At 55.0% G+C, this 26,827-nt stretch carries 20 protein-coding genes; 6 read left to right on the top strand and 14 right to left on the bottom strand.

Annotated elements, in window-relative coordinates; translation table 11 throughout:
- Nucleotides 1-9 precede the first annotated feature (9 nt).
- Nucleotides 10-447: a Rieske 2Fe-2S domain-containing protein gene (locus L0H14_RS12485; RefSeq protein ID WP_367618010.1), complete on the top strand. Its 438-nt coding sequence runs from the start codon at nt 10-12 to the stop codon at nt 445-447.
- 387 nt (nt 448-834) lie between these two features.
- On the opposite strand, the gene L0H14_RS00335 is transcribed toward L0H14_RS12485, so the two are convergent.
- The 7 genes from L0H14_RS00335 to dut form a co-directional block, all read right to left on the bottom strand.
- Nucleotides 835-1,809: an aldo/keto reductase gene (locus L0H14_RS00335; RefSeq protein WP_301416655.1), complete on the bottom strand. Its 975-nt coding sequence runs from the start codon at nt 1,807-1,809 to the stop codon at nt 835-837.
- 2 nt (nt 1,810-1,811) lie between these two features.
- The gene (locus tag L0H14_RS00330) at nt 1,812-2,315 is read right to left on the bottom strand and encodes a hypothetical protein (RefSeq protein WP_301421283.1); all 504 of its coding nucleotides are present in this window, start codon (nt 2,313-2,315) and stop codon (nt 1,812-1,814) included.
- Nucleotides 2,316-2,467: 152 nt separating this feature from the next.
- Complete coding sequence (gene acnA, locus L0H14_RS00325) at nt 2,468-5,173, bottom strand: aconitate hydratase AcnA (protein WP_301416651.1); 2,706 nt, start codon at nt 5,171-5,173, stop codon at nt 2,468-2,470.
- Between the two features lie 161 nt (nt 5,174-5,334).
- Complete coding sequence (locus L0H14_RS00320; protein WP_301416649.1) at nt 5,335-6,813, bottom strand: class I SAM-dependent RNA methyltransferase; 1,479 nt, start codon at nt 6,811-6,813, stop codon at nt 5,335-5,337.
- Between the two features lie 145 nt (nt 6,814-6,958).
- Nucleotides 6,959-7,705: a DUF3159 domain-containing protein gene (locus L0H14_RS00315; protein WP_301416647.1), complete on the bottom strand. Its 747-nt coding sequence runs from the start codon at nt 7,703-7,705 to the stop codon at nt 6,959-6,961.
- Nucleotides 7,706-7,755: 50 nt separating this feature from the next.
- Nucleotides 7,756-8,466 (bottom strand): DUF3710 domain-containing protein, encoded by a 711-nt coding sequence (locus L0H14_RS00310; RefSeq protein WP_301416645.1) that lies wholly within the window; start codon nt 8,464-8,466, stop codon nt 7,756-7,758.
- A gap of 43 nt (nt 8,467-8,509) precedes the next feature.
- The gene (gene dut, locus L0H14_RS00305; protein ID WP_301416643.1) at nt 8,510-8,998 is read right to left on the bottom strand and encodes a dUTP diphosphatase; all 489 of its coding nucleotides are present in this window, start codon (nt 8,996-8,998) and stop codon (nt 8,510-8,512) included.
- A 113-nt stretch (nt 8,999-9,111) separates the two neighbouring features.
- Between dut and L0H14_RS00300 the strand changes: the two genes are divergently transcribed.
- The gene (locus L0H14_RS00300; protein WP_301416641.1) at nt 9,112-9,708 is read left to right on the top strand and encodes a DUF3093 domain-containing protein; all 597 of its coding nucleotides are present in this window, start codon (nt 9,112-9,114) and stop codon (nt 9,706-9,708) included.
- Between the two features lie 127 nt (nt 9,709-9,835).
- Here the strand turns inward: L0H14_RS00300 and L0H14_RS00295 are convergent, their stop codons facing one another.
- Entirely contained in the window at nt 9,836-10,135 is a 300-nt protein-coding gene (locus L0H14_RS00295; RefSeq protein WP_022870679.1) for a DUF4193 domain-containing protein, read from the bottom strand.
- A gap of 298 nt (nt 10,136-10,433) precedes the next feature.
- Here L0H14_RS00295 and sepH point away from each other — a divergent pair, with 298 nt between their 5' ends.
- Complete coding sequence (gene sepH / locus L0H14_RS00290) at nt 10,434-11,681, top strand: septation protein SepH (RefSeq protein WP_301416637.1); 1,248 nt, start codon at nt 10,434-10,436, stop codon at nt 11,679-11,681.
- Between the two features lie 28 nt (nt 11,682-11,709).
- Here sepH and L0H14_RS00285 read toward each other — a convergent pair whose 3' ends face one another.
- From L0H14_RS00285 to L0H14_RS00275, 3 genes are all read right to left on the bottom strand, one after another.
- On the bottom strand, nt 11,710-12,804 hold the full coding sequence (locus L0H14_RS00285; RefSeq protein ID WP_301416635.1) for an alkaline phosphatase family protein: 1,095 nt from the start codon (nt 12,802-12,804) through the stop codon (nt 11,710-11,712).
- A gap of 74 nt (nt 12,805-12,878) precedes the next feature.
- Nucleotides 12,879-13,460: a DUF5998 family protein gene (locus L0H14_RS00280; RefSeq protein ID WP_301416633.1), complete on the bottom strand. Its 582-nt coding sequence runs from the start codon at nt 13,458-13,460 to the stop codon at nt 12,879-12,881.
- A gap of 25 nt (nt 13,461-13,485) precedes the next feature.
- Complete coding sequence (locus L0H14_RS00275; RefSeq protein WP_301416631.1) at nt 13,486-16,236, bottom strand: GNAT family N-acetyltransferase; 2,751 nt, start codon at nt 16,234-16,236, stop codon at nt 13,486-13,488.
- Between the two features lie 55 nt (nt 16,237-16,291).
- On the opposite strand from L0H14_RS00275, the gene L0H14_RS00270 reads away from it, so the two are divergent.
- Complete coding sequence (locus L0H14_RS00270; RefSeq protein ID WP_301416629.1) at nt 16,292-18,826, top strand: DNA topoisomerase (ATP-hydrolyzing) subunit A; 2,535 nt, start codon at nt 16,292-16,294, stop codon at nt 18,824-18,826.
- Here the strand turns inward: L0H14_RS00270 and cydC are convergent.
- From cydC to L0H14_RS00255, 3 genes are read right to left on the bottom strand one after another with little or no spacing between them, the layout of a single operon-like run.
- Entirely contained in the window at nt 18,823-22,434 is a 3,612-nt protein-coding gene (cydC, locus tag L0H14_RS00265) for a thiol reductant ABC exporter subunit CydC (protein WP_301416627.1), read from the bottom strand. The two genes, L0H14_RS00270 and cydC, sit on opposite strands and share 4 nt — an antisense overlap.
- The gene (gene cydB / locus L0H14_RS00260; RefSeq protein WP_301416625.1) at nt 22,431-23,450 is read right to left on the bottom strand and encodes a cytochrome d ubiquinol oxidase subunit II; all 1,020 of its coding nucleotides are present in this window, start codon (nt 23,448-23,450) and stop codon (nt 22,431-22,433) included. Before cydB ends, cydC begins: the two co-directional genes overlap by 4 nt.
- A 38-nt stretch (nt 23,451-23,488) precedes the next feature.
- Nucleotides 23,489-25,069, bottom strand: a complete 1,581-nt coding sequence (locus tag L0H14_RS00255; RefSeq protein WP_301416623.1) for a cytochrome ubiquinol oxidase subunit I — start codon at nt 25,067-25,069, stop codon at nt 23,489-23,491.
- Nucleotides 25,070-25,377: 308 nt separating this feature from the next.
- On the opposite strand from L0H14_RS00255, the gene L0H14_RS00250 reads away from it, so the two are divergent.
- Nucleotides 25,378-25,731, top strand: a complete 354-nt coding sequence (locus L0H14_RS00250) for a BlaI/MecI/CopY family transcriptional regulator (protein WP_301416621.1) — start codon at nt 25,378-25,380, stop codon at nt 25,729-25,731.
- A 21-nt stretch (nt 25,732-25,752) separates the two neighbouring features.
- Complete coding sequence (locus L0H14_RS00245; RefSeq protein ID WP_301416619.1) at nt 25,753-26,727, top strand: M56 family metallopeptidase; 975 nt, start codon at nt 25,753-25,755, stop codon at nt 26,725-26,727.
- Nucleotides 26,728-26,827 lie beyond the last annotated feature (100 nt).

Raw genomic sequence — 26,827 nt, 5'->3', positions numbered from 1 at the left:
GAATTCCATATGAGTTGCTGTCAGAATAACCCGTCGCGACGTTCCTTCCTCGCAGCCAGTGGCATCGCCACCGCGGCAGTGACCTTCGCAGCATGTTCAACGGGCCCAGAACAAGAAACGTTCTCAGGGGGTGCCCTAACCCAAGCCATTAGACTGGATCAACTACCGGTGGGTGAAGCTGTACAGCTAGCAGTAGGAAGCAATCAGGTTCTCATATATCGGGAGTCCGACGAAACTGTACGAGCCTATTCAGCCGTCTGCACTCACCAAGGTTGTATCGTTGGAGTTAGTGCCAACGTGGCTGACCCCTTTATATGTCCTTGTCACTCATCAAACTTCGATAAAGCAACCGGTGAGGCCGTCGCCGGACCGGCTCAATTACCCCTCACCAGGCACGATACATCGATTGAAAACGGCTGGATCCTGGTGGAAGTGGAACCAAGCTGACTGTAGGTCATCAGTCGTCAATCTGTTTGTACCTACCCCGACTAGGGCGTGGACGCCCTTGCTGGCCTCGCGCATGCTTATTTACTGCAGGATCCCAGTCCGGGTCTTCTGCTTTTCGGCGTGGATAATGACGTTTGATCCACCACCACCATGCAACTGAGCCGAAGCCAGGCAAAATAAACACGGCCAGAATCCACCACACCCTCTGCACAGGGTTCAGAGGCGATTGGCTGAGGCTCCATAGCGACCACACCATGAAGATGACAAGTGCGATGGCGCCGAGAGTTGTGGTGATATTGATAATGCTAGTAACGATTTCGAGCTACTTTCGGTTCAGCCATGTATAACGAAATTGCCCACGGTTTTGTCCAAACCTGTTTTGAGTTCTTAGTACAGGGCGACGCGGTCAGCTGGAGGGAAAATTTCATCGAGGATTGCAAGGTCTTGTGAGTTCATTTCATATTCTAGAGCACGTGCATTTTGCTGTACTTGCGCCACACGTGTCGCTCCTGCAATAACAGACGCCACAGGTTGCTGTGATGCTAACCAGCTAAAGGAGGCCTCAACTTCAGTAATGCCACGTTCCTGTGCGAAATTCGAATACTGGGACAGCTGGTTCCAATCAGCATCGGTGACCATGTGCTGACGTACATATGACAGTCGAGAACCTTCCGGTCCTCCGTCCGGTCGATATTTTCCCGTGAGTAGACCGTTATTGAGTGGAAAGTACGGAAAGACACCCATTCCAAAAGTTATCGCGGCAGGCAGGACCTCAAGTTCTGCACGGCGGTCCATGAGATTATAATGATTTTGTGCTGAGATAAACCGTTCTCGGCCGAGCTCCTTGGCAACATAGTGCGCTTGAGCCATTTGCCATCCAGACATATTCGAATGCCCGATATATCGCACTTTACTGTCTGAGATAAGTTGATCGAGTGCCGCCAGCGTCTCCTCGACAGGGGTCAGGTTATCCGGGGTGTGGTATTGCAGTAGATCGATATATTCGGTGTCTAGCCTACGCAAAGAGGCTTCTACCGCCCGCACGATGTAGCGTCGCGATCCTCGAGCGCCGAAGTCCATCCCGTTGGCACCCCGCATATCCATACCGAATTTCGTGCCGATGATCACCTGATCACGCACGGGTTTCAGCGCTTGACCAAGGTACTGTTCGGATAAACCAGGAGATCTCCCGTACGTATCTGCCGTATCGAAGAAGGTTACCCCTGCGTCCACCGCAGCTTGCACAACTCGGATCGCCTCGCCTGCTTCCTCTGTTGCAGAATTGGGACGCCCGAGATTGTTGCAGCCAAAACCAATGGCTGAAACGACTAACCCAGAATCACCGACACGTCGAAATTTCATGGTTAGCGCCCTTCGGTGCTCAGACGATCTGCTCGAAAGTCCGTTTTTTGTACAGCCTGAGAAGCCAACTTCATAGCTTTATTGCGGTGCACCGTGCGAACATTGAAAACGAATTTTCCCTGACCCGATACTGATTCCCAGTCCTCGACTGCTCCGATACCACGCCAGGCAAGAAGGCCCGTATATTCCTGGAGGAACTTTTCCGCGTTGGTCATTTCCACAGCGGTAGGCTCTTTGCCCTTTTGTTTGATCGTCACGGTAAAGGTGTCTTGGTCGACTTCGACGACGTCAACGTAGCTGTCGTTTCGACTCTGTTCAAGAAAAGATGACAGCAACATTTCTGCCTCATTTGGATTGGAAACCGATTCAACTTTCGTTGTGCCTATCTCCCCCACTTTGCCGTAATGCAGCACGAACTCTTTAGTGTCTTCTTCCCACCAGGCTTCCCGATAGTGCGTCGGACGTTTTGAGTCAGGGGTGTGAAGGTACATGCGAAGTATGGTCAAAGTCGTCCTAGCGTTGCTGGCTGAAGGGTGTACCAAAACTCTACAGCTCTGAGCGGGAAAGGTGTAAAAAGAAACGGATGGCCCGAAACCCACGTGGGGTTTCGGGCCATCCGGGCGTCAGAATGTTCGACGCGTGGCTCGTCGACTAGTAACTAGTCGTTTTTAGTAGCCATCTGACGTAGAACGAACTGCAGAATACCACCGTTGCGGTAGTAGTCAGCTTCGCCCGGAGTATCGATGCGTACCTTAGCGTCGAATTCGACCTTGTTGCCGTCTTCGCTAGTTGCGGTGACGTGAACGGTCTCCGGGGTGCCGCCCTTGTTGAGTTCGGTGATACCAGTGATGTCAAAGGTCTCAGTACCGGTCAGTCCCAGTGAGTCTGCGGACTCACCTGCTGGGAATTCCAGCGGGAGTACACCCATGCCAATCAGGTTTGAACGGTGAATACGCTCAAATGATTCGGTGATTACTGCCTTGACACCCAGGAGTGCGGTGCCCTTCGCTGCCCAGTCACGTGACGAACCGGAGCCGTACTCCTTACCACCAAGAACGACCAGTGGAATATCTTCTTCCTGGTAGTTCATAGCGGCGTCATAGACGTATGCCTGCGGTCCGCCTTCTTGAGTGAAGTCGCGAGTGAAACCACCCTCAACACCGTCTAGCATCTGGTTACGGATGCGAATGTTTGCGAATGTACCGCGAATCATAACTTCGTGGTTACCACGGCGGGAGCCGTAGGAGTTGAAGTCTTTACGGGCTACACCATTTTCAATGAGGTACCGGCCGGCTGGAGTATCAGATTTGAAGGCACCAGCGGGAGAAATGTGGTCGGTTGTTACCGAGTCACCCAGTTTCAGCAGAACACGCGCGCCAGCAACGTCTTGGACTGGCTCTGGTTCAAGAGTCATGCCTTCGAAGTAGGGCGGTTTCCGTACGTAGGTTGACTCTGGATCCCACTCGAAGGTTTTGCCTTCTGGAGTGTTGAGTGCCTTCCAGCGATGGTCACCGTCGAAGATGGTCGAGTATTCTTCGTTGAACATTTCAGTGTCGATCGAACGATCAATGATCTGCTGTACTTCGGTTGGATCAGGCCAGAGCTCAGACAGGAAGACGTCGTTGCCTTCACTGTCTTGTCCCAGTGGATCGTTCTCGAAGTCGAAGTCCATGGTACCGGCCAGTGCATATGCAACAACCAGAGGTGGTGAGGCCAGGTAGTTCATCTTGACGTCTGGGTTGATGCGTCCCTCGAAGTTACGGTTACCGGAGAGTACCGAAGTGACCGCAAGGTCGTTGTCGTTGACGGCTTGGGAGATTTCTGGGGCAAGCGGCCCGGAGTTACCAATACAAGTCGTGCAACCGTAACCCACGATGGAGAAACCGAGTTCTTCCAAGTGTGGAATAAGACCGGATTTTTCGTAGTATTCGGTGACCACACGCGAGCCTGGTGCAACGGAGGTCTTGACCCATGGTTTCGACGTCAGACCTTTCTCCACGGCGTTGCGTGCCAACACGGCAGCAGCCATCATGACCGATGGGTTCGAGGTGTTGGTGCACGAGGTGATCGAGGCGATCGCAACTTTACCGTGGTCAAGCTCGAATTCGTTACCGTTGCTCAATGCAACATCGGCGGTCCGTGATGGACGACCGACGCCAGCTTCATCGGCGTCCGCAAAGTCATGAATATCCTTGCGGAACTGGTCCTTGGAATCATCGAGAATGATGCGGTCCTGTGGACGACGTGGACCCGAGATTGAAGGAACAACCGTTGACAGGTCCAGTTCCATGTATTCGGAATATTCGACTTCGTCCGAAGGATCGTGCCACAGACCCTGTTCTTTGGCGTAGGCCTCAACCAGTTTGATGTTCTCTTCAGAACGACCGGTAAGGCGCAGGTAGTCCAGGGTTACGTCATCAATTGGGAACATGGCTGCGGTCGAACCGAACTCTGGCGACATGTTACCGATGGTCGCACGGTTGGCCAGTGGTACCGAACCAACGCCTTGACCGTAGAACTCAACGAATTTGCCAACGGCGCCGTGTTCACGCAGCATTTCGGTAATGGTTAGCACGACGTCGGTTGCCGTAGCGCCAGCTGGAATTTCACCGGTCAGCTTGAAGCCGACCACGCGTGGTACCAGCATGGATACTGGCTGGCCGAGCATTGCAGCTTCGGCCTCGATGCCGCCAACGCCCCAGCCGAGTACGCCCAGACCATTGACCATGGTGGTGTGGGAGTCAGTACCAACACATGTGTCTGGGTAGGCCCGCAGGACCCCGTCGACTTCACGAGTCATAACGGTGCGTGCAAGGTATTCAATGTTGACCTGGTGGACAATACCCATGCCAGGAGGAACCACTTTGAAATCGTCAAATGCGGTTTGTCCCCAGCGAAGGAACTGGTAACGCTCACCATTACGCTGGTATTCAATTTCAACGTTCCGCTCGACGGCATCTGGGGTACCGAAGTGATCAATCTGAACCGAGTGGTCAATAACCAGTTCGGCCGGTGCCAGCGGGTTCACCAGTGTTGGGTCGCCACCAAGGTCGGTGATGGCTTCGCGCATGGTCGCCAAGTCAACGACACAGGGTACACCGGTGAAGTCCTGCATAAGGACACGTGCCGGAGTGAACTGAATTTCGGTACTTGGATCAGCTGATGGCTCCCAGCTGGCTAGTGCCTCAATCTGATCCTTGGTGATGTTCTTACCGTCTTCAGTGCGAAGCAGGTTTTCTAGCAGAATTTTCAGTGAGTAGGGAAGTTTCTGCGAACCTTCGACTTTGTTGAGTCGAAAAATTTCGTACTCAGCACCATCGACGTTCAAGACGCCTTTGGAACCGAAGCTATCTACTGTAGTCACAGTGGACTCCTCTTTTCCCGCCCGTATTTAGGGCGATTCCTTTGTCCTGTGTTAGCGCTGACCCTCTACGCATGCAGGTGACACCTCAGGGCATTGCCGGTGCGAACCGCCCAGCCCGATCATCGCATGCGAGGGCGGTGTGGCTCTTATTCTAACGCGAGTCAGCTGTCAGTGCGTGATTGTCTCAAAGCAGCGGAGGGGCGGAAGGTCGTCACCGTCTCCATATGGAAGGTGTCTGGGAACAGGTCATAAATGGTACTTTCCTCAATTTCCCAGCCGTGCTCCACCAACCATTTTGTGTCTCGCGCAAACGATGCTGGATCACACGAGACGTACACGATTTTTTCAGCGTCTAACTGATGAATCCTTGTGATGGCCGCGCGCCCCGCACCAGAACGAGGTGGGTCGAGCACAACAGCATCAACCTGTCGACCACCCAGGCCGCCCTTTTCGAGCGGCGCGTCAGGATTTTGCAGCCAAGACCCGATGATGCGATCGGTAAGGCCATTGATCACAAATGCTTGTTTCTTATCGTGTAAATTCTTTCGTGCATCTCGTGACGCGCCCGGGGAGGCTTCAACGGACAGCACCACGCCGTCCTCTCCAACACCATCCGCAATAAATTTGGAGAATAGTCCTGCACCGCCATAGAGATCAGCGATCACCTGACCGGGCTGTGTATCAAGAGCATCCATGACTGCATTGACCAGAGTTTCGGGTGCATCCCGGTGGACTTGCCAGAAACCGTCTCCAGAGATGCGGAATTGATGAGCACCGTATGTTTGAGTCTCTACGAGTTCGCTCACCCAGGTGCGGCCACGGAGACGGACAAGTTCTACTGGGCCAAACTGTTTGGAACGCAAGCCAACTACAACCGAAACTTTGGACGGTAGGTGAACCATTCGTTTGCGCCACTGGGCGATGTGCTGCTCAAGAAGTTTTTTATCGGCACCTACAGATTCCAGCGGGAAGATCACGACTAGGACTTCTTCTCCGTGGGCTGGAGTTGCTACTTCGACACGGCCTGCACCGCTAAAATCGATGTCCCAGAGCTGGAGCGCATCAAGCTGACGTACACCCAATGGGATGTTGCGAACTGGCACTACAGCGGCGGAACGATGAACATTCATCGCCAAACGGCCTGCCGATGTGACAGCGAAAGCATTTCGGGTGCGCCAATGCAGGCCCGTTGGTTCGTCCTCGGCTATGCCCACCACTTGGGCCTCGACGTTGAGCTTTCCAATGCGAGTCATCGTATCCCGAAACACTTGTGCCTTAAGCCGACGCTGGTGTTCCAAAGTGATGTGCCCATATTCTGCCCCACCTACCGGATAGCGTCCGGAGGCATGTGCGCGAATCGCGTCCGCGAGTTTCCACTGGTGGGAACGACGAAACTCTGACGGTCGGGCAACCGATACGGTGTCGGCTCGCCAGAATCGTGCGTCATCTCCCCCAGAGGTGACGGCTGCGTTGACTATTTCGCCTGGAATTGCGTGTCGTACAAAGATGACACGGCCGTCATGGCGAGCAACACAGTGACCCCCGTGGGCCATTGCTCCAACTTCAAGAGTAAGAATCTGGCCAGCATCTTTGTCATGTGCTGCCAGATGCGCGGCAGTTTGTGAACCTGTGCTTGTCATTGATCGGCCTGCTTCAAATTGTGATGTGAGTGTTGTGTTTCTGTGAATCTCGGCAAACCGATTTTCACGCCTAATTCAGTTATCAATGTCCTGACCATCATAGTAGCCCTCGCCCGTGTGTGATGTATCACTGTGTCTTGAAGGGTCATACTTTTGGATCTGTCTCCGCATCTGCAGCCGACTCGCCGTCGTCTCGTTTGTTGTTTCGTTGTGTATTGTCGACCGGTGTAGGACGCGATACCAACCAACCGAACCACAAGACAAGCGCATACAGGGGCACACCCATCACCAGACGAGCGGCCCCGAGTGCAACGACATCGTCTGCCCAGTACATTGGCAGCTGAACAACGAGCCGTGTCGCAAACACACAGACCATGAGCAGTGTGGCGATCTGATACTTTCGTCGTCGAACAAGATCCTTCTGCCAGGCCAGACCTTCGCCCCGGATCCAGCCATAGATGAGGCCCATAATTGGCCATTTGGCTGCCATAGAAATCGCGAACGCAAGTCCATACGCTGCGGAAACATAGAAGCCTATGACGTAGTAACCGCGGGCGTCGCCCTGCAGTAACGCGACTGCAGCCGAGACTGCCACTCCGATGACACCCGCTAACGCTTGTGTGAGGGGCTGTCGCTGTATAAGCCGCAGAACACTTGCTAGGGCGGCTAATCCCACAGCCCAGATCGCAGATGTCCAGACATCCGAAGTGACAACGAAGGTCACCAAGAATACAAGAGCGGGAACGATCGCCTCAGCTATGCCTCGCAAGCCCCCAACGGAGGCCAACAGGTCCAAGCCCCCAGTAGAAGTTACGGATGTGCTTCCGGCAAGTCGTTGAGCGACCTGCTTGAGCGGGTCCTTGTCATCGGGCTGCTGATCAGCGTGAGTCAATATTGTGCTCGTTTCCGGCTTGTAAGGATAAAAAAGTTCCGAACCAATTCTTAGTTCTGCTTGGCTTGTTGTTGAGCTTTGGCCTCTTGACGACGACGTGCTGCTGCTTCTCGCATAGCAACTTGCACATTTTCTGGCGGTGTCAGTTCCAGCATTTGCCGAGCTGGCAGCGGCTGTTCGCCGCGATCAATCACCGTGTTCTTCAATATGTCGTATAGGAGCGCAGCTTGGTCTTGGTTCAGTGCGGCCTTGCCCATGATCATTGCGCGGATCATCCACCGAGGACCATCGACACCTAGGAACCGCGCAATTCTTTCGCCTTTGCGACCGTCAGGTAGCTCTGCCGGGATCCGAATCAATAGCTCTTTACCGAACTCTCCTTCTTCGGTGGTGACTTTGGCCCCTTTAGCGGATTTGTTCTGGTCGAACATCTCCTGACGGATCTCGTTCCACTGCCCACCGGAATGCGGTGCGGCAAACGCCTGTATTTGGAGAGTGGAGTTGTCATGCACAGCCGACACAGCAAAAACTTTATTTTTAGCTTGCTCTTGTTCTAAACGGTAAGAGACCTTTTTCCGCATCGGAACTTTAATAGCCCCAAGATCCATATATCCCTTGCTGAAGTCACGAGTCTCAACCTCAGAAATATCAAATGGACCCGTTAGTCTTTCGTCGGCGGCAGGTGCGTCTTCTGGATCTCGCAAATGCTCCGGTAAAACGACTGTTTCAGCTTGAACGTTTCTATTGCGTCCAAAAAGCATCGTGAAAAACTCTCCTCATAACTCAGTAGGACCGTAGTGCAGGCTAGGGGCCTGGCACAAAGCCTCCGGTGGACCCAAAGCCAGAATCCATTCGGACGGAGTCTGGCAGTTCATCGACGGCGGTAAACTCAGCCTGATAAACAGGTTGTAAGACTAGTTGTGCGATTCGCTCACCCCGCGCTAAATGGATCGTCTCGCTAGGATCAAGATTGATCAATGGGACTTTGATTTCGCCGCGATATCCAGCATCGATTGTTCCCGGGGCATTAACCACGCTCAGCCCTGCTCTTACAGCTAGCCCTGAACGGGGATGAATAAAACCTGCAAATCCTTCAGGAATGGCCATCGCGACGCCAGTCGGTACCAGTTGGCGCTCCCCTGGAGCCAGTGAAACGTCAACAGTTGTACTGAGATCGGCTCCTGCATCACCGGGCAGAGCATATCGAGGTGCGGCAATACTCTCATCTAACATCTTCAACTCAATACGGAGCTGATGTGGTGAGTGCTTGGCGTCGGACGGTGTGGCTGTCATGTAGCGCACGCTCCTGGAGTTTATATCAGTGGTACAAGGTCACAGTCTAGTCACCAGGAGCCACTATTGCCCAAAATGATGGAGGCATCAACTGGAGCTGTAGGCTGGACAATATGACTGAAAATGTTGAAAAGCGAATTGGACCGGGCGGATCCCCGATCGTTTATCACGAGAAATTGCGGCCCACATGGCCGATGTGGCTAATGGTGTTACTAGCCGGAGGGATCGGTTGGCTAACTCTGGCGCCTTTCGGAACCAGCTGGGGCATCGGATCCGGGATTGTAGTAGCGGCCGTCGCCGCCTTTGTGCTGATATCCACAACAACAGATATCAGCGTTACTACAACCCATGTGCAGGTTGGCCGTGCAACTATTGAGCGAAAACATGTCGGAACGGTAACCGGTTACCGTGGCGATGACGCTTTTCAGCAACGCGGGCCCAAGCTCCATGGCTTGGCTTATCTTCACCTGCGCAGCTGGGTCAAACCTGTCGTTCGCATCCAGATTGAAGACAGACAGGACCGCACTCCGTACTGGCTGACTTCAACGAATAAGCCAGAAGAGCTCACGAACCTTCTTGGCGGGTCAATGCACGTACAAGAAGATCTCGACATCGGTCACGAAGAAGAAATCCCGCAGTGGCTCATCGATGCTGAACGCGAACAATTAGAGGCTGAGCAAGCTTCAGATACAACAGAGCAGGGAAAATAGCTCTCAACTAGCGCGTATTCCGCTATGAAATAGGCAAAGGGGCAACCGTGTGCACACGGTAGAGCCCCTTTGTTGTTTCTTACTGGTATTTACTTTGAACGACTATGCGGCATGTCGCATTTCAAATCTAGCCCTCACAGTCAGTGCAGTAGAGCATACCGTCTTCTTCTAAAGCGACCTGGGAACGGTGACGTACCAGGAAGCAAGAAGCACAGGTAAACTCATCTGACTGTGCTGGGAGAACGGTGACTTGCAATTCCTCATCAGAAAGATCGGCGCCAGGGAGTTCAAATCCTTCAGCAGCTTCCGCTTCATCCTCATCTACAACAGCCGACTGAGTGTCAGTCCGGCGGTTCTTGAGTTCCTCGATGGAGTCCTCGCGAAGCTCGTCGTCGTTCTTGCGGGGGGCATCGTAATCCGTAGCCATGAATCTCGCATTCGGTAGGTGGTCACATCATGTTTTGATGCTGTGGTTCAGATGTGCTCTACGTTCTATCACGTCACTTGACATCTGTGAGTCAGATTCACCTTGGGCAGATTCTGACTCAACGTTTTCGAGGTGATCTAACCTTATTGCTGCCCACATTGCAAGTCGAAACATTCCCGTGTCAATGATGTGTCTGAACCAACTGCGAAATAGTACGCCACACCGGGCCAATTCCAAGCAATCTCTTGCCTTTCATGGCAGAGTTCACAAAGAAGTAGTATACGTTCGGAGGCCTTGCATGGGTTCATCTATCAAGCACGATTCGGCTCGTCGGCTTCGTTTAGTGGGAGTCGCCGACAACGGCGACGAGCTTGTCCTATCCAATAGTGACGGCGAAGAGTTCTATTTGCCGATCAATGACGCGCTGCGCAACGCTGCCACACGCCCCATAGGGCGGCCCTCAGCAGCTGCCGCAGACGAGGCTGCAACCGAGCTCTCGCCTCGCGAGATCCAGGCGATGCTGCGTGCGGGCGCCACAGTTGGTGAACTCGCGGCACATTACGACATGGATCGAGATCGACTCGACGTATACGCCACTCCGATCGTCGCTGAACGCGATTGGATCGCTCGACAAGCCCAGGAGCTTGAAGTTGCGGCACCGCAGTTGGGCAATCATGCTTATGAGGCAGTTTTTGGGGACGAACCCGCTTTATTAGGCGAAATGGTTAGTCATCGCTTGGAAGCCATGGGCCTCGACCCAGAGTCGGTCCAGTGGGACGCTTGGCGCGAAGCTGATTCCACGCTCTGGACAATTTCTGCAAACTTCTCCATTCAGGGCCTCGGTGATTCATCGATTGGCGATCCACCCCCAGCCTTGTGGTCCTATAAGCTGCAATCTCAGCATTTGGAGAATTCCAACCGCTGGGCACAAGTCCTCAGCGAATTTGGACCTGCCGACTCTCCAGTTGCTTCCACATCGCCTAGAAATCGTCTGTCGACCGTGGCAGATGCCCCATTTGATCTCGAATCAGATACACCTTCGCAAAAGGCTCACCCGTATACCGGTCATGAAACTCATGAAGAGCTGCTAGATGTCCTGCACGCTCGGCGCGGCCAGCGTTTAGGGGTCGATGAAGAATCGGACGACGAACTCGCCGCAATGATCACTCGAGATGAAGAGCCCACGGCACAGTTGCGACCAAAATTGGTCGTCTCGCAAGACGACGAGTCAAAGCGTGATTTCGAACAGGACGAATCTGAATGGACAACTGAGTACGAGATTGCTTGGTCCGACGCTGACGCCGAAGACCCCGCCGACTGGGATGGCCAAGAAGTTATAGCAGGCCAAGGCGACCACGAGCCGGAAGCAAACGACCATGTTGGCGCCGATCAACAACTCGACGGCCAGACTGACGCATTTGAGGATATGGCAGATGACGAAGCTAGAGAGGCGCTCAAGAAGTCTGAGCAGCCAAGTCGTCCCCGCCGTCGTCCCACAGTACCAAGCTGGGACGAGATAATTTTCGGCACGCGAAAAGATTCCTAACCACGCAGGACAGGACGCGCAGTCATTTCTACGGTGTGTTAAAGATGACCCATGGGACCCGAACTTCAGCGGGCGTTGGAGCTCCGTGGTGTCCGACCATCGAAAAACTGTTTGGTGCGGCACGGCGTGCGTCGTATAAAGCGATAGGTTCGTAGCCTGAGACAATCAGGTCTCCGATACGTGGTCTTACACGCTCCGTGACGTCTCCGAACCAACCGGCTGCAATAGCTTCATCACGCGTAGCGATCCAGGCACGACCACCGAAACGTTTCTGCCAAGCAGTTTTACTCGCAGCCCTTTGGTCCGCGGTCGCGTCAGGGGCAAAATGTAGTTGCACCATCCGTGGTTCACCCGCTGTATGTGCAATATGTTCGATCAACTCGCCGTGGGCTGAGAAGTCGATACGATCTTCTTGCTTGACTTCAATCATCCCGTGGTCCCCTGTTACCGCAGCTAGAGTTCCGGTTGGAAGCTTGCGACTGAGACGTCGGATAAGGGAGTCAAGTTCTTCCAGCACTTCTAACCACTGCGCGGAACCGGGGCCCCACGCATGCCCGATTTTGTCGAGTTCATTGACATACAGGTAGATCAGAGCCCCTGGACGCTGCGCTTCATATGCCGCCTGGTTAAAACGTTTGGCCAGATCACTTTGCCCGATGAATCGTGGGCCGCGCAGCGCTGCTCGTGTGAGCGCAGATTCTTCGAATGCCGGCAGTGATACGGCGATCGGTTCGATGCCATGGTCTCCCGCATCACGCTGCGCGTTCAGTGTGTCAAAAATTGTAGGCTGCGGTTGCCAGTTCGTTGGATCAGTTCTTTCGTCCCATCCGCCCAGCTGGTTAATGACTACTCCCCGTTGTGGATCATAGACGTCATAACCGACCAGACCATGTTCCCCCGGCCCTAACCCGGTGCCCAGCGAGGACAGGCCGGCCGCCGTGGTCGAGGGGTACACCGAAGACATTTCTGTTTGAGCTGGCGTCTGCCGCTTCATCACGCCACGCAGAAACGGTGCATGTGCTGAATGCCGTTGCAACTGTTCTAGTCCTAGGCCATCGACGAGCAACAGTACCGCAGACCGCGCGCTAGGGAGGTTGAGAGTGTTCTCAGAGGTTGCGCCCAAACTTGCAGCCAGTGAAGGAAAAACATGCGTTAAGTTACGGTGCTTGGCGTATCCAGTAGGCAAAGACATCGTGACTATGCATTCTCTAATATCGCGTCGCGGAGCTTTCGGCTAAATGCCAGTGCTTTGTCGACGGCGCGCTGCCCATCGGCTTTGCCAGCGATTCGTAACACGAGGTCCTCTGCGATGTGGGTGGCCAGATACCCATGGTCGGCCTCGCACTCAGGATCGTCACAGAGATTGGGAAGAAATTCCATTCGTGCGCCACCGGCCCAGCTCAGCACCAAAGTGACTTCCGATGGCGGTTGACCAGGTTGGTACTGCTGCGGCGAATCGTAGCCGGTGGTAACGACACAGGAGTCGATTTTCGACAATGGAACTAGCTCGGTAGCCACCGACGCTCGTGCTGCGCTTTGTGGTTCATCTTGCAAATCATTGAGGTGCAAGGCAGCCAAAACATTACCTTCGGCTAATACCAGCACCGTGATATGACGGTGCAGGTCGTCGTATCCGAAGTGCGTTTCAACGTGCACGTAGTGCGACAAAATCTGACGCTCACCCAGTTGTTGTCCCATGACATCGGCAACAAGTTGTGGGTAAAACCCTGCACGTTGAATATCGAGTGCCAGTTCAGCTGGCAGTACGGGGTTTGGCATATTAATGAGTCTTGGTCCTTTATCACTAGTGAATCAACAACGCGCGGCGCGCTGAGTCGGTACGTACGGCAGCATTTGCAATATAAATTTCTGCTTTCAGCACGGTGACTGCACCAGGCGCAGCTAGCAGTGGATTGAACCGCAACCGTGCGACCTGAGGCAGATCGTCCTTAAGCTGCGAAACTCGTGCGAGCAGGTCCTTCATCCCTTCGATGTCGACAGCCGGGATATCACCGTAACCAAAGAGTTTAGCGGAAGCCTGTGGCGTACGAAGAAGCCGTTCTAGGTCATGGTCCGAGAGTGGTGGCACCACATGCACCCAGTCATCCAAAAGCTCCACGGCATCGCCAGAAATACCAAAGGATAAGACGGGGCCCACGAGCGGATCCTCAACCGCAGCAACGATACAGCCTTGGCCTGGCGGCGCCATAGCTTGAATCTCAATAGAAGGGGCGCCATAGGGGGCCAAGACTTCGCGCATCGATTCGATGTTGGCACGAAGCGCTTCCGGAGTTTCAATATTCAGTCGGACCCCACCCAGATCAAGCCGGTGGCGCAGGATCGAGTTGTCTGCTTTCAACGCGACCGGATAGCCAAATTCTTGAGCATAATCTAGAGCCTGGTCCGTACTTTGAAAACGCCGGGATGGCAGGACACCAATCCCATAACAGCTCAACAGTTCATCGGTTTGAGCTCGAGAGAGTTTCACCAGTTCGGTACCCGAGGCTTCTTCAGTCCATTCGGTAACGAGCTGTTCAGCCCTGTAGCGATCAATATCTTCGTACTCCACCGCAATACCCTGTTCGGCATCACGCCAAGCACGGTACCGTACCAATTCTGATAACACTGCGACGGCCCGTTCGGCCGATGAGAAGAGCGGAAGTCCATATTGTCTTGGACTTTTGGTCTGGTCATCGGATTCGGCAGTCAATTGGTCGCGGAGTTTACCTTCACCGATAATGGTTGTTGGACTAAAGTTGCGCTCGAGCACGGCGGTGAATGAAGCCATGATACTCACATCAGTGTCCCCGCCGGCATGACTGATCGCTTGGGCAATCATTCTGGCATCGCCCTCCGACTGATACATGCTCGGTTGGACCAGGACAATGATCGAATCGGTTTGCCCGGCGTCGATCGACTCTTGGATGACCTTCGTCAGCGTTTCAATAGCTTGTTCTACCGAATGCTCAGCATCCAAGATGGCAACGTCTTGAACATCAACGATTTCGAGGCCAGCGCTTCTGGCGTTTTCAACGGTGAGTCTGTTGATAGCCGGGGCGTTACCAATGACCGTTAGTCGTGGCCCGGCTGGGACCGGCTGGCAAGCTAGCACCTGCAAAATATCAATCAGTTCGGTATAGCTGTCTGTCTCAATTGCACCGGCTTGTCGCAACATAGATGGTACCGTCCCACGCGGTGCTTCGGTGGTTCGCGTGGAGTGTCCAGGTGGAATTCGTCGTCCCATGCCGTGTGACCGGGATACGACCACGGGTTTTTTGCGCGCCAGACGCCGTACAATCCGCGAGAATTTGCGTGGGTTGCCAAAGGATTCTAGATACAGTCCTACAGCACTGGTATTGGGATCGTCTTCCAAATACTGCATGGCATCGTTGCCCGATACATCAGCACGATTGCCCGCATTGATCATCGAAGAGATGCCAATCCCCCGCTGTTGTGCTGCGGTAAACAACATGGCACCGATCGGAGCTGACTGCGAGAATAGACCGACCGAACCGTGGCGCGGCATAGTCGGTGAGACCGATGCGTTCAGACTCACGTCGGGATCTGTATTGATAATGCCTGCCGATGCCGGACCAATGACCCGCATACCGTGACGACGCGCCACTTGTACCAGCCGACGCTGTTCGGCCAGGCCCTCTTCACCCTTGAAACCTTCTGTGACAATGACAAGACCTTTGACACCGTGCTCAGCGCAATCTTGGACAACGGATGGAATTTGGTCATATGGCACTGCAACGACGGCGAGATCGATGTCTTGGGGTACTTCAGAAAGGGCAGCGCGTGAGATCATCCCAGCAATTTCAAGGGCGTCCTTATTGATCCCGTATACCGGCCCTGTGTAGCCGCCTTCGATGATGTTCTCAAGTAAGGCAAACCCGACCGAGCCCCACTGCCGCGAGGCACCGATCACCGCAATAGATTCGGGACGCAGCAATTCTGCAACCGATTGAGCTTCAGCACGGTGCTCACGTGATTCCATCACGGCTCGAACACGCGCTGTTGGATCAATTGGGAATTCAACGACGACAACGCCGTCTTCAAACGACCGAGAGGTCTCGAAGCCCGCTGCCTGAAACACCGCCAACATTCTGCGGTTTTCTGGAAGGACCTCTGCGGTAAACGTTCGGATCCCATTTTCTTTGGCAGCGGCAGCCAGGTGTTCCATGAAAATTGAGCTCAGGCCACGGCCTTGGTGAGCATCTGCTATGTTGAAAGCCACCTCTGCTTCGGTGGCGTCTCCTAAGCGGTCATAGCGGCCAATGCCCATCAGTTCATCGCCCAAGAGAATCACAAAGGCTACTCGGTCGACATAATCAACTACAGTGAAACGCTCCAGCTCTTTGGCTGAAAGCTGGGACTTATACGTAAAATAGCGAAAGTAGATAGAATCCTGGGATTGACCCTCGTGCATTTTTTGTAGTGCATCGGCGTCGTCTGGAGAAACCGGGCGCAGTCGAGCGGTAGCGCCATCGCGTAAAAGCACATCGGCTTCCCAGTGGGCTGGATATGGGCGTTTGGTTTTCTGTTCAGCCATATAATTATCTTAAGCCACAATCAGGCCGTGGGAACCACGTGACAGGAAAGGTCAGATGTCAAAACGTTCAAAACCGAGGTCTTCCACAAAGGCTAGTACTGCACTTGTACCGCTTGAAGACCAGAACATTGTCGACATTGATGTCGCTTCCGAGATGGAACATTCCTTTTTGGAGTACGCCTATTCGGTGATCTACACCCGTGCACTGCCCGATGCACGCGACGGTCTGAAACCGGTCCAGCGACGAATCTTGTACATGATGGACCAGATGGGACTTACCCCGGACAAGGGCCATGTGAAGTCCGCCCGGGTGGTCGGCGAAGTGATGGGTAAACTCCACCCCCACGGCGACTCAGCGATCTATGACGCGATGGTCCGCTTGGCCCAAGACTTCAACTTGCGGTTGCCACTGGTTGATGGGCACGGCAACTTTGGTTCTGTCGACGACGGTCCGGCTGCGTCACGTTATACCGAAGCGCGCATGTCACAGGCTGCGGTGGCCATGACCGCCCATCTCAATGAAGACACAGTTGATTTCGAACCCAACTATGACAATCAGATGCAGCAGCCGTCAGTTTTGCCCGCTGCGTTCCCCAACTTGTTGGTCAACGGTGCCGCAGGCATCGCGGTCGGTATGGCTACCAATATGGCACCGCACAACCTGGGTGAAGTCATTGCCGCAGCACGCCATTTACTTGAGGAACCCGAAGCCGATACGAAGGCTTTGATGAAGTTCGTCCCTGGCCCTGATTTGCCTTCGGGCGCCCGCATCGTTGGGCTCGATGGCGTCAAGGAAGCCTACGAGACCGGACGGGGGCGCTTTACCATGCGCGCTACCGTTGACGTCGAACAGGTTTCAGCACGACGGACTGGCCTGGTCGTCAGTGAACTCCCCTACGGTGTAGGACCGGAACGGGTCATCGACCGACTCAAAACCGCGGTCAACAACAAAAAAGTGACAGGGATCGCCGATGTCATGGACCTCACAGACCGTCACAACGGGCTCAAGTTGGTCATCGAACTGAAAGCCGGCTTCAACCCGCAGGCAGTGCTGGCGCAGCTCTACAAGCACACGCCCCTGGAAGAAAACTTCAGTATCAATAATGTGGCCCTCGTTGATGGCCAGCCGCAGACCATGGGGCTCAAAGACCTCTTAGCTGTCTACATTGATCATCGCCTGACTGTTGTACGTCGTCGTACCGCACACCGCCTGCGCAAACGCCAAGACCGGCTGCATTTGGTCGAAGGCCTGCTCTTGGCACTCGTTGATATCGACGAGGTCATCGAAATCATTCGAACCTCCGACGACGCCGCTGCGGCTCGGGAACGTCTCATGCTGGTATTTGATCTCACCGAGGTGCAGGCCAGCCACATTTTGGAACTGCGCCTGCGCCAACTGACGAAATTCTCCCGCTTAGATCTCGAGACAGAACGGGATGACCTCATGGCGGCAATTGAAGCGTTGGAAGCGATCCTGAATTCAGATGCGAAACTGCGTGAAACTGTTTCCACTGAACTAGCAGAAGTTGCTGAACAATTCGGCGATCAGCGACGCACCAAACTCGTCAAGTCCGAAGAACTTGCACCGGCCATTACTGCGTCATCGACCAAAACCGAGCGGGCTGCTGCCGCTTCGGCCCTGTTGGTCCCGGACGATCCGTGCTGGGCCGTGTTATCGGCTTCTGGACGACTGCTGCGTACGAAGGACCGCACCCCAATAACGGCCGAAGGTCGCCGTCGCCGTCACGACGTGTATACCTCGGTGGTGGCAACCACTGCCCGCGGTGAGGTCGGCGCTCTGACGGATACCGGACGACTCGTTCGACTTAATACCGTCGAGCTCCCTGCACTAGATCAGCCCACCACCACACCCACATTGGCAGATGGTGTGAAAGCAACTGATTTTGTGACCCTGCAACGAGGTGAAAAACTCGTAGCACTCGTACCGTTGAATCAAGTCTTAGCACTGGGCACTCGTGATGGTGTCGTGAAGCGCGTGCGGCACGACGATTGGCCGCTAAACCAGGATGAGTTTGAAGCCATCACGCTCAAGGGCGATGACAAAGTCGTGGGTGCTTCCGTTGCCGCTGATGACGAAGATCAGTTGGTGTTTATTTCCACTTCTGGTCAATTGTTGCGCTTTGCTGCCGAGCTAGTGCGCCCGCAAGGTCGCACCGGCAGCGGTATCGCCGGAATGAAACTCGTCGATGGTGACCAGGTGCTGTCCTTTACGGTTGCACCTGCAACTCAACTGGATGACGCCATGGTCGTAACGATCACCGAAACGGACGATGACATGCTGGAATCTGCCCCGACCGCGAAGGTCACAAAATTAGCGGAGTTCACTCCCAAGGGACGCAATACCCAGGGCCTCCGTGCCCACCGAATGTTGCGCGGCGAACTCGGCTTAGCGTTGGCGTGGGCCGGGCCAGAACCATTAGCTTCGACGGTCGGCGGGGTCTCCCGTGCGCTGCCACAGGAATATTCGGACCGAGATGCCTCAGGCATCATGCTGGACTCCGCCGTTGGTGTCATTGGTCACGGCACGTCCCCCACCTCCAACGACAGTGAGTCAGCACAAGATAACTAATCCGCTAACCGAACCGGTGTTCCCGCGGCCGCAAACCGTTGGTCGTGGGTCACCATGATGGTGATTTTCTCTGCGAGCGCACGCTGTAGATCAACGATGAGTTCTGCTGCTTCATCCGCGCCTAAATGTGCCGTGGGTTCATCGAGTAATACGACGTGGGCGTCGGCCAGTAATGCTCTGGCTACGGCCACACGCTGGCGCTGCCCGCCGGAGATAAAATGACCCGAGGGCCCCAACCTTGTGTCGAGGCCCTGAGGTGCAGTAGCAACCCAGTCACCAAGTCCTACGGTTTCCAACACGGTATGGAGTTCTGCGTCGGTGGGTCGTTGGGATGGGTCTCGAGCTAACGCCAGATTGGATCGCAGTGTTGAGTCAAACAGATATGCTTCCTGTGGACACCACGCCACGTGTCGCAACGCCTCGTTGGACGTTTTTTCTGAAGTCGTGACCGTATAGGAACCGTGTTGAGGTTGCAAAAAGCCTTGTAGCACCGCCAGAAGAGTAGATTTGCCGGAACCCGAAGGCCCTACGACGACCATGAAGTCACCTTTCATCGCTTCCAGAGACAACCCGGCTAACACTTCAGGACGGTCGCTACCGTAAGACACGGAGATCTCATCAAGCTTGAGACGCTCTATGCCCTCGTCATTGGTCTGTTCTAGTGCCACCCACTGCTGGCTGTGGTCGTCGTCCTGTTCTAGTAAGGGCAGGAGTTTACCCAGCTGATGATGTAGCGTGCGGGATTCTGTCATTGCTTCGCTGAATCGTCCAAACGGCTCGGCCATGGCAAGCATGAGCATCACCACCAGCGCAGTGTTGGGCGCGGAAATCCCGTTCGTGAAGGCCACCCACAGCGTCTGGACTGCTGCCCAGCCGGCAACCAACGAAGTGAGCCCGTCGCCGAGTCCTGCCGCGAGGGCATTGCGTTTCAAGGGTGCGCTATTTCGCATATCTGCGGTAGCGAAGTCGTTGATGGCACGGTGAGTCATACCGTTGGCCGCCATGTCCCCGGCGGCGGTGAAGAGCCGGGAGGTAGCCGTAACCAGGCCGGTGCGATGATCTGCGAGCGCCGTGGTGGTGCGCGCATCGACGAGGCGGACGATTACCGGGACAATGATGAATGCTGCTATCCCGGCTACCACGGCGGGCCACCAGGAGCCCGGGGCCATGTAGGCCACGATGCCGGTGGCGAGCGCCCAGGTGATCACAGCCGCTGGAATCGGGACGATAACGCGTGGGACAGCGTCTCGCAGCTGATCAACGTCTGATATCAAGACAGACAGCGCCCCACCAGACCGCGTGAGCTTATTCCACTGCACGGCGTGCGAACCCAGTGCATCCCAGACGCGTAGCCGGATACGGTTGGCCCACGACAGTACAGCATCATGGACGGTCACTCGCTCTGCGTAGCGGAAGATCGCACGGCCGGTACCGAAGAATCGCACTCCCACGATAACCGCCAACAAGTATAAAATCGGTGGCTCATATGCCGCCTGGACGATGAGCCACCCCGACAGCCCCGAGAGCAAGGCTGCTGCCAGATACGCTGCAATAGCCCAGCCAATGCCCGCTAAGAATTTCACGTTGTTGAGCGGCAAGTAGTGGAACCAATCGCGCAGGCGAACTCTCTGGACAGGAACATCGTTGGGTTCCTGGCCTCCATTGCGTGAGTACTCGGCAGCCTCAGTGGCTTCGTTGTCCGTGATCGGCGTAGGTGCCACCACGGAGTTACCAAGCAACTGGTCAGCTGCTGCGTGGACCAAACGATCATGCGAAGCCACCAGGAGCATCACATTGAGCTGTTGTCCGTTGGGCAGTTTGCCGTCAGCAAGGTCACGCAGCGCACTACGAATGAGGGTTGCCGATGTGTGGTCTAGGTGTGCGGTTGGTTCATCCAGTACGACCAGCCACGACTGCGGGGTGGAGTCGGCTGCGCTGGCAGCTAGCAGTCGGATCAGTACTCGAGCAAAACCGAGACGACGTCGTTCCCCCGGAGACAGATTGTCAATGTATCGCAATTGTGTATCCGGTAGACCTGAGTGTTCGAGTGCAATACCGATGAGCTCAGCAATGTTCGGCGCAGACCTCTCTGGAACATACTCGACTACTGTCCCTTCAGCGACCATGGCTAGTTCTTCAGCCACAGTTTTCGATACGAACACCGGATGTTGGCTGAGATAGGCCATGGGTCGTGTAGCTAAGCCGCTCGCGGTTCCCTCAAATGTGGCTTCAGCGTCAGTCAAGAGTCCAGCGATCGCTGACAGTAAGGTTGATTTGCCTGTCCCGGATGCGCCACCCAGGACCGTGTACTTCCCCGGCTCGAGACGCAAAGTCAGATCAGTGATGACTGGGTCCAGTACCTCGACCTCGTATTGGGGTAGATAGGCTTCGTCATCGCCCGTCGGCTGGTCTTGGGCTGCTTTTTGGGCTTCGGTGAATTGTTGCGGGGTCAGATAGTCCGGCCCCGTGTAGGACGCACGAGGAATTTCATGGAGCGCCTTATAGGAAATCGTCACTTGCGAGAGTTCAACGGCCGCTTGGGTAGCCGATGGCTTGTCGAGCACGGTTGCCATGGACAGGGGAATCGGCTGGTTGATCTGTGCCTTGGCCCGTTTGAGGGCCTCCACGCCGTCTTCCGATGCGTGGAATGCTGAACCGATATTCCGAAACGGCAAGTACACTTCGGCCGCCAAGGTCAGCACCATGATGCCGGCATAAAGTTCCATGGAGCCGTTCACCAATCGGATGCCGATGACCACGGCAATAATGGCCACGGACAACGACGCCAACAGCTCGAGCGCTAAGCCAGACATGAACGCTGCCTTCAGCGTGTTCATGGTGGTTCGTTGATAGCTGTCAGAGACCTGCTTCAGCGCTTGGCGTTGCGTCCCGGCACGGCGCAAACCAACCAGCACCGGGAGGCCCCGCGCCAGTTCGAGTAAGTGATGCGAGAGTTTATTCAACCCGGTGGCTGCTTCATCGACGCGGTGTTCGGTATATCTTCCGATGAGGATCATAAACATCGGAATCAGCGGGATGGTCAATAGCAGCACTGCCGCACTCAACCAGTCATGAAGCAGGATCCAGATGCCCAGTCCCAGTGGAATGACGAGCGCCGCCACCAAGGATGGCAAAAAGTCGGTGTAGTAGTCGTCAAGACCGTCGAGACCCTTCGAAGCCAAAATGGTATCTTCACCGGCACGCTCTGTGTGCGCCCCTGCTGCGGCGAGTCGATGACGGATCAGTTGGTGTCGCAGATGCTCTTTCTCACCAAGTGCCGCTTTGGTCGCCAAGACTTGTTGCCCCCACTCAGCAAGGCCCCGCAGGATCGCACCGCCAAACCCGAGCCCCAGCGTCATCATAAAGTCATTACTCATGGTGAAATCGACCAGTGAGTCGATAAGACCCGGGGCGGTACGCGGCGAGTTGAACAGCAACTGCAGTAGCTGTGCTGCATCCGAGGCAGGCAAGGCCGTCGCGAGCCGTGAGATGCCCTGTGACAGGGACACCGCAATGAGAATCCAACCGGCCAGTTTGAACAGGGCTAAGACGCCGAGCCCGATGAGAGCTCGGCGTCCAGTTTTGGAAGCGGGGAGTTCCGGTATCAAACCGGGGTCACCACCACGGACTCAGGTATGTGCTGTTCCCCGAGACGTTGGCGGAACACCCAGTAGCTCCATACGCTATACGCCAGAACCAACGGGAAGAAGATCGCCGTGACAATAGCCATGACGGTCAATGTATAGTCCGAGGACGACGCCGTCGTGACGGTGAGGTTGTATGCCTCGTTGATCGTTGATGGCAGCACGTTTGGGTACAGTGCAGTAAAAATCGCTCCGACCCCAAAAACGATAAACACCACCATGCCGGTGAAGGTTAACCCTTCTTTTCGTCGGCTCGAAGCGCCCCATGCCAACACCAGACCAACTGCTGCGACAGTGAGCATGCCCCACGATGGCACCTTCGGGTAGCGCATTACGACCAGGATCGCCCAGGTGGCCGCTGGTAAGAAATACAACGGTAAGTAGCGTCGAAGTTGGCGATTGCCCGCTAGCCGTGGTGCGCCCAGAGTCTTCAGCGATAAGAAGGCCCACCCCTGAGCAAGTGAAATACCGACAACTGCCAGGCCACCCAAAACAGCCCAACCGTTGAACCAGGCAAACGGCCCGCCCACGCGGTCACCGTATTCGTTGAGTGGTAGACCTGTTGTGGTCAGGGCCAGCATCGCGCCGATGGTGAAAGCTGCGACAAATGATCCGCCGGCCATGGCCCAAGTCCACAGGTTGCGTGCGGTTTGACTGTGCGATTTACCCCGGTATTCAATCGATACCGCGCGCAAAATCAATGCCAGCAGGGCAAGGGTGAGCGGAATATACAAACCAGCAAACATCGAAGCATACCAGTGTGGGAAGGCCGCAAAGGTTGCGCCAGCTGCCGTAACGAGCCACACCTCGTTGCCGTCCCAAACGGGTCCAATGGAGTTCAGCAAGACACGCCGCTGAGATTCGTTTTTCGCCCAAACCTTCATTAACATGCCGACGCCTAAATCGAAGCCGTCGAGGACCAAGTATCCGATCCACAGCACAGCAATGAGGATGAACCACAACGTTGGAAGAAATTCCATGATGGTGTTTTACCTTTCTGTTCCTGTTGAGACCCGCATTAGTATGCGAAGGACAACACATCGGAAGACGGTTTATGGTCGTCATCATCGGTGTCCTCATCCGCCAACAGTTCAGGCATCCCCGCCGGGTGCCCACCTTTGGTGTATCGAACCAACAACACGACTTCGACTACCAATAACAACGCGTAGATCAGCGTCAATGCGGCAAGGGAAAATACTATCTCTTGACCGGTCACTCCTGGCGATACCGCCGCTGCAGTGTACTGCCAGACCTGATCAACGCCAGTTGGATCCGGGTTTGGAGCAACAGTAAAGGGCTGTCGTCCCATCTCGGTAAAGATCCATCCGGCTGAGTTAGCAGCAAACGGGGCCAGAATCGATAACCACGCCATATTCATCAGGGTCTTATCATGGGGCACCGTGCCTTTGCGCCCGATCCATAGTCCAAGTGCTGCGGCTACTGCTGCAATACCACCGAAGGTAATCATCAGCCGGAAGCCCCAGTAGGTGACTTCCATAATCGGGAGGTATTCGATTTCAGAACCAGCACGCTCGCCATAACGAGGGTCGTCAGGCAGATGCGTACCGAAAGCTTCCTCATACTGTGGGATCAGCGAGTTGACGCCTTCTACCGGAGTGGTGAAATCATTATGCGCCAAGAACGACAACAGCCCCGGAATTTCAAAGACTCCCACGACGTCGTTACAGGTCGTTGCGCCCTCGCCATCGCGGCTGGCCACCGACAGCAGCGAGAATCCGGTGCCATCATGGCAGGCTGCCTCTGCTGCGGCCATCTTGAGTGGTTGTTGCTGGATCATCATTTGTGCCTGTGTGTGGCCGGTAAACGCCGTGCCTAAGAACGCGACGATGGCGATCCATCCGCCCCAGCGAAACGATGAGCGCCAACCCTTGTAGTCCACCTCATCTCGAGCCTTTGACCCGGTAGATCCAACCACGACATAACCGTGCTTATCCACCGTATCGATACCTTCTTTGCGGCGCTTCCAGAGGTGGTACCAGCCGATACCAAGCAGCATCGATCCGGCAACCGCAAGCGCGCCAAAGATCGTGTGGGGGAAATGAACCAAGAGCGTGGGGTTCGTCATGACAGCCCAGAAATCAACCATCTGGGCACGGCCATCGACGTACTCGACACCAACCGGGTGCTGCATAAAGGCATTGGCGGCCAAGATGAAATATGCGGATACGACTGAACCGGCCACTGCCAGCCACAACACCGTCAGGTGCACTCTTGGACGGACTCGTCCCCAACCAAAAACCCAGATTCCAATAAAAACGGATTCCAGGAAGAATGCGATGAGGGCTTCCATGGCCAATGGGGCACCGAACACGTCACCGACGAACCGCGAGTATTCACTCCAAGCCATCCCAAACTGGAATTCCTGGACCAAGCCCGTGGCAACCCCCATGATGAAGTTAATCATGAAAATTTTGCCCCAGAACTTGGTCATCCGTAGGTACTGTTCTTTACCGGTCCTGTGCCAAGCAGTTTGCATAGCGACTAAGACAATGCCCAAGCCGATGGTCAGCGGCACCATCAAAAAATGGTAAACAGTCGTAATACCAAACTGCCACCGGGCTACCTCAAGAGGATCCATTTGGGCCCCTCTCCCACCGGCCTAAAGCGCCGACGCTCGAAATTTTAGAGAATTCCGGTGTGGGTGAATCACAGGCCAGGCCGACCGTGCTAAACCTCACCGGCTGGTTGTCTGCCAACCTTTAGGGCCATACTAACCACACTTCTACACAATGTAGAAATCGCAGATTCCACGGCGCCTCAAGTCTTCTACATGCTGTAGAATTCATCTCGTTAATGCGTTATGATGTTGAGTCTCAATGTAATAACACTGAGCCGCAAACTTTCACTCACACCGGTCTCAGTACAGGAATTCTTGAAGGGACGTCATTGGGCGAACTGGAACAAGCGATTATGAATCTGCTGTGGGACTCGACGGAGGCACTCACCGCCAATGAAGTGCGTGACGCACTGGCACAGCGCCAAGACAGCGCATCAGCTATCACCACGGTGCTCACCGTCTTAGGTCGGCTGAGCAAAAAAGGGTTCGTCACCAAAGATTCCTCACGCCGCCCGCATGAATTCACGGCAGCCACCAGCCGTGAAGAACACACAGTCAAGCTCTTAAACGACGTTCTCGGCTCAGCCGTAGACAAACACGCTGTGCTAGCTCGTTTTATCGGTGGCATTGAACCATCCGACGCCCAACACGTTCGCCACCTTCTACAGTCCCGCGACAGCTAGCTACAGATTGCCCGGAGGCGCGTGCTGACACCTTATTTCCTCGCATGTCTGGCCATCCTGTTAGCATGGCCCGTGCCGCTGTGGCTACAACGAGCCAAGTGGCCATCACGAGCACCTGAAGCAGCACTGATTCTCTGGCAAGCCATCGGATTAAGCGGCGGCCTTGCCCTGGTCACCGCACCGCTTACCTGGGGCTTGCAGCCATTCGGAAGCGGAATATTCAGCGCCGGCATGGAACTCTGGAACGTTTTCCTAGAGGGCAGCATAGAAGACGTATTTACCGACGACCGGTGGGCGCCGCTAGGGTTAGCCGCGGTAACACTCGGCTGCATATTGTTCGGGCACCTTGCCCTAGTACTCCTGCATACGGCCTACACAACGTTTAGCCAGCGGAAGAAACACCGCGAATTTGTCGAAGTCTTGTCAGCCTCCCTCGGAGAACATGATCACGGACTGGAAGAGGCTTCAGGGTCTACCTCGAGCACGCGCGTTCTCCCCGTAGAACACCCCTTGGCGTACTGCTTACCAGCAATGAGCCAACCGATCACGGTGGTCTCCCGCGGACTGCTCGACGAGTTATCGCCACGGCAGTTAGCGGCTGTTTTAGCCCATGAATCAGCACATCTGACCCAACGCCATGACCTGCTGCGTCTTGCGTTTCAGGCGTGGCACAAGGCTGCGCCGTGGTTCCCCGCCACCCGTGCCGCGGTCAACGAAGTCACCGAGCTGACCGAGATCATGGCTGATGATGCCGCATTGTCTCAACACGGCAGGACTGATCTCACAAGCGCCCTGGTTCATACACTGGCAGAGCCGGCACAGTCAGCTTCTGAGCCACCGTCTGGTGAAGCCCCGCAGAAGAGTGACGCCACTGCTTCACGTCGCTTCAAGCGCCTCATAACACCAGACACGCCACTGGGCTCATGTAGAGTTAGCCTGGTCATAATCTCGGCTGGGCTTCTGATAGCGGTGCCCGCAGTCGTCAGTCTGTTCTAGGTAAGTGGCACGACCGCTTCCCTGTCAGTGAAACTAAGCTTCGAGGATAGGCCCAACCTGTGAACCGCGTGGCACATTAAACCGCGCTAGGCTGGTAAGT

Origin of the sequence: Yaniella sp. (assembly GCF_030453185.1) — a bacterium.
Taxonomy (GTDB): domain Bacteria; phylum Actinomycetota; class Actinomycetes; order Actinomycetales; family Micrococcaceae; genus Yaniella.
The sequence above is the reverse complement of the archived record's forward strand: the minus strand, read 5'-3'. Positions and strand labels throughout refer to the sequence as shown.

What these genes read in the sequence shown, in the direction of transcription:
- L0H14_RS00280 (WP_301416633.1), bottom strand. Translation starts at nt 13,460, where the DNA reads ATGCCAAACCCCGTACTGCCAGCTGAACTGGCACTCGATATTCAACGT.
- L0H14_RS00320 (WP_301416649.1), bottom strand. Translation starts at nt 6,813, where the DNA reads ATGACAAGCACAGGTTCACAAACTGCCGCGCATCTGGCAGCACATGAC.
- sepH (WP_301416637.1), top strand. Translation starts at nt 10,434, where the DNA reads ATGGGTTCATCTATCAAGCACGATTCGGCTCGTCGGCTTCGTTTAGTG.
- L0H14_RS00310 (WP_301416645.1), bottom strand. Translation starts at nt 8,466, where the DNA reads ATGCTTTTTGGACGCAATAGAAACGTTCAAGCTGAAACAGTCGTTTTA.
- L0H14_RS00270 (WP_301416629.1), top strand. Translation starts at nt 16,292, where the DNA reads ATGTCAAAACGTTCAAAACCGAGGTCTTCCACAAAGGCTAGTACTGCA.
- L0H14_RS00300 (WP_301416641.1), top strand. Translation starts at nt 9,112, where the DNA reads ATGACTGAAAATGTTGAAAAGCGAATTGGACCGGGCGGATCCCCGATC.
- dut (WP_301416643.1), bottom strand. Translation starts at nt 8,998, where the DNA reads ATGACAGCCACACCGTCCGACGCCAAGCACTCACCACATCAGCTCCGT.
- L0H14_RS00275 (WP_301416631.1), bottom strand. Translation starts at nt 16,236, where the DNA reads ATGGCTGAACAGAAAACCAAACGCCCATATCCAGCCCACTGGGAAGCC.
- L0H14_RS00255 (WP_301416623.1), bottom strand. Translation starts at nt 25,069, where the DNA reads ATGGATCCTCTTGAGGTAGCCCGGTGGCAGTTTGGTATTACGACTGTT.
- L0H14_RS00295 (WP_022870679.1), bottom strand. Translation starts at nt 10,135, where the DNA reads ATGGCTACGGATTACGATGCCCCCCGCAAGAACGACGACGAGCTTCGC.
- L0H14_RS00335 (WP_301416655.1), bottom strand. Translation starts at nt 1,809, where the DNA reads ATGAAATTTCGACGTGTCGGTGATTCTGGGTTAGTCGTTTCAGCCATT.
- cydB (WP_301416625.1), bottom strand. Translation starts at nt 23,450, where the DNA reads ATGGAATTTCTTCCAACGTTGTGGTTCATCCTCATTGCTGTGCTGTGG.
- L0H14_RS12485 (WP_367618010.1), top strand. Translation starts at nt 10, where the DNA reads ATGAGTTGCTGTCAGAATAACCCGTCGCGACGTTCCTTCCTCGCAGCC.